At 41.6% G+C, this 2,767-nt stretch carries 2 protein-coding genes and 1 pseudogene; 1 reads left to right on the plus strand and 2 read right to left on the minus strand.

Annotated features, from left to right (window positions below; all coding sequences use genetic code 11):
• Window positions 1-600 precede the first annotated feature (600 nt).
• Both AAA927_RS12765 and AAA927_RS12770 read right to left on the minus strand, forming a co-directional pair.
• Window positions 601-1,677 carry a glycosyltransferase gene (locus AAA927_RS12765; RefSeq protein WP_338218147.1) on the minus strand — a complete coding sequence of 359 codons (1,077 nt, stop codon included), beginning with the start codon at window positions 1,675-1,677 and terminating at the stop codon, window positions 601-603.
• A 97-nt stretch (window positions 1,678-1,774) separates the two neighbouring features.
• A complete protein-coding gene (locus AAA927_RS12770) occupies window positions 1,775-2,416 on the minus strand; it encodes a recombinase family protein (protein WP_338218148.1) in 642 nt (213 codons plus the stop codon).
• 192 nt (window positions 2,417-2,608) lie between these two features.
• Here AAA927_RS12770 and AAA927_RS12775 point away from each other — a divergent pair.
• Window positions 2,609-2,767 (plus strand): annotated as a pseudogene (locus tag AAA927_RS12775) (IS6 family transposase); the annotation flags it as partial.

Raw genomic sequence — 2,767 nt, forward strand, 5'->3', positions numbered from 1 at the left:
TTATTAAGCGGCAACAAGTTCGTTCCGCAAGTTATCAGAGCACTCGGACAGCAGCTAGGACATTATACGGCATTGAAACCATGCATGCGATACACAAAGAAAGCCGAAAGAAGCTAGGCCTCTTCGGCTTTTCAGCGTATCAAGAAGTCGACCAATTGTTAGCGGCATAGGCTACAACCACTGAACACAGTCACTTTGATTTACGCTTAATTTCAACTTTGCACCAGAACCTATCAGATCTTTTATCAGCGTTTAATCTTGTTTAACGTGCCAGAGGGACGACAAACAAGCCCTAGCATCTGGTGCTTTCCCCAGGGCTGTGCGCCTATTGAACGGTTACTTATGCAGCTGCTGACTTTTTCAGCAGCCCCGCATTCAGCTGCGTGTTGGCCGTTGATGTAAGCTAGGCTATCAGTCTTTTTTTGCTCCGATTTAGTCGAACGTAATAACGCGTTTATAGAGCAACCTACTTGGTGTTTTAATTTTTTAAACGGTCACTAAGCATGTGGCCATACTTACCTTAGTTGACCAAGCTTCAAATCCGTGTCTCACTTGTCATGCTAATTATTGCTCGATTTGCACGCCATAAGAGACATCTCATTACCTTGCTTTAAAGAGATTCTGCCATTTCATTACAATATCAGAAAGTACGAAATATTTTCGGCGCTGTAAGGATTTATTAGCCCAAAAAGAACGAACATATTGTGAGGCCATGAGGGGCTCAAGTTTGGTGTTAAAATCATGAACATTGTGATATTGCGTCAGAACACCAAATTCTCCTCCCCTTAAATACTCTTGGGCGCCGGTATTATCCATTGAAATAATGGGCAATCCAAAACTCATAGCTTCACCAATTACTAGAGGCAGGCCTTCCCAACGAGAGGTCATCATAAATACAGAAGAAGTTTGGTAGTGCAAGGCCAATTGCTCATCATTTAGGGATCCAGTTAGTTTCAGTTTGCTTTCCAAATTTGCTGTACTAATCATTGTTCGCAATTTGTCATTGTCTGGTCCTGAACCAGCCAAACGAATCTTCCAATCATCCGGAATATTCTTGGCAATCTCAACCAATAGGTCTAATCCCTTTTGCTTAATATCAATTCTGGAAACCATACTAATAACGTGATTTTCTAATGTCGAAATAGAGTCGCTTTTGATGGTCAACGGATTGTAAATCTTGATGGTTTTAGCTTGTAATTTCGAAAAGCGCATGACATCATGGTCCGTTAAAACTACCACATAATCTGCGTTGGTTAATCCTGTTATAAATTCAGTCCTCATTTGACTATAGTAGTCATTCATATAGGTTTCATAGTTGTTATGGAGCCAAGAAATGACCTTTATGTGAGGAAACTCTTTTTTTATTCGTGGAGAAAAACTGGTTAGTAGTCCTGCTGTTAAAATTACAACATCATAATCACCGACAAATAGGGTATGAAGTAAATCGCTTATTTGAGATGCGTATTTTTTCAATGGTTCACTGCCGCGAAAACTTCTGCCAGAGTTGACGGGATCCGAAACCGATATCAGAGGAGCCGTCAAAGTAAAGAAGCTGGGCGTCGTGGCCATTGAAAAATACATCACTTCATTTTCTTTTGAAAGTTCATTACCTATCACTGTCGCGGCTCGCTTAACACCGTCCATTAACAAGTTCTCAACACAAATCAGAATCTTCATTAGCCAACTCACCTCTATTATATAGCTAGCTTCCTACATATCAGCAAGGTATCTTTTTTAAGACTAGTTTCTTCCTATATATAGATCGAATCTAAGCTTAGTTCCTTGTCTCATTTGCGTATTGCTCGATTCTCCAAAGTGTCACCGGAGCTATGCCAAGCATCCGAGCAATCTGTCGTTTTGTACTAGCCCCTTCTTGACGTGCTAGATGCTCTTCTCTCTCTTTCAGCAAGCGAGTAGCTTCCTTATAAATGTAGCGCTTTTGTCGATTTGAAGAATCTGGTGAATATTCGCGCTGATGTCCTTTATATTTTCCCTGTTGCTTCGCAATCTCTATGCCTTGTCGTTGACGAGCCTTAATTGTCTCCCGCTCCTCCTGGGCCATGTACTTATATAACTCGACGATGATATTGGTCATCAGGTTTCGAAGATTATCATCCTTGATCGATGCAAAACTTGGCAGATTTAGCACATTAAGCATGGCACCTTTTTGACGGATTTGCTCAATGATATCTGTAAGATCTCTAGAGTTTCGGCCCAATCGATCAAGGCTCAGGATAACGACTTCGTCGTCATCACGGATGTATTGCATCATGGCTTGAAGCTGCGGTCGTTGTGTGTCTTTACCGCTAATTTTTTCTTTAAATATTTTTTCTACTCCGGCGTCCGCCAATCCTTTCAATTGTCTTTCAAGATTCTGGTCACGGGTACTGACGCGTGCATATCCAATTTTTGCCATTTATGAATGCCTCCGGGTCATCTATATGTAGTCAATGATACCAAACCTTCAGAGTGGCTACAAGAGGGTGTACCCTAGTGGAACAAAAAAGGTGGTGCAGGGTTTAGTGGTGCATTAGTCCCATGGTTCTGGTGCAAAGTTTACTCAGGGAGAGTGCATCCTGTATCATGAATTGAAACTGGAGGTTTTCAGATGACTGATCATTTTAAAGGACGGCAATTCAATCAATCAGTGATTACTTTTGCCGTAGGCTACTACTTGCGTTACAACATCAGTTATCGAGATCTAGTTGAAACGATGCGCGACCGTGGTATTTTCGTGCATCACACAACCCTCATGCGTTGGGTACAA

Origin of the sequence: Lacticaseibacillus salsurivasis (genome assembly GCF_036246225.1) — a bacterium.
Classification (GTDB): Bacteria; Bacillota; Bacilli; order Lactobacillales; family Lactobacillaceae; genus Lacticaseibacillus; species Lacticaseibacillus salsurivasis.

Coding starts and splice junctions, on each gene's coding strand:
- AAA927_RS12765 (WP_338218147.1), bottom strand. CDS start 1,677: ATGAAGATTCTGATTTGTGTTGAGAACTTGTTAATGGACGGTGTTAAG.
- AAA927_RS12770 (WP_338218148.1), bottom strand. CDS start 2,416: ATGGCAAAAATTGGATATGCACGCGTCAGTACCCGTGACCAGAATCTT.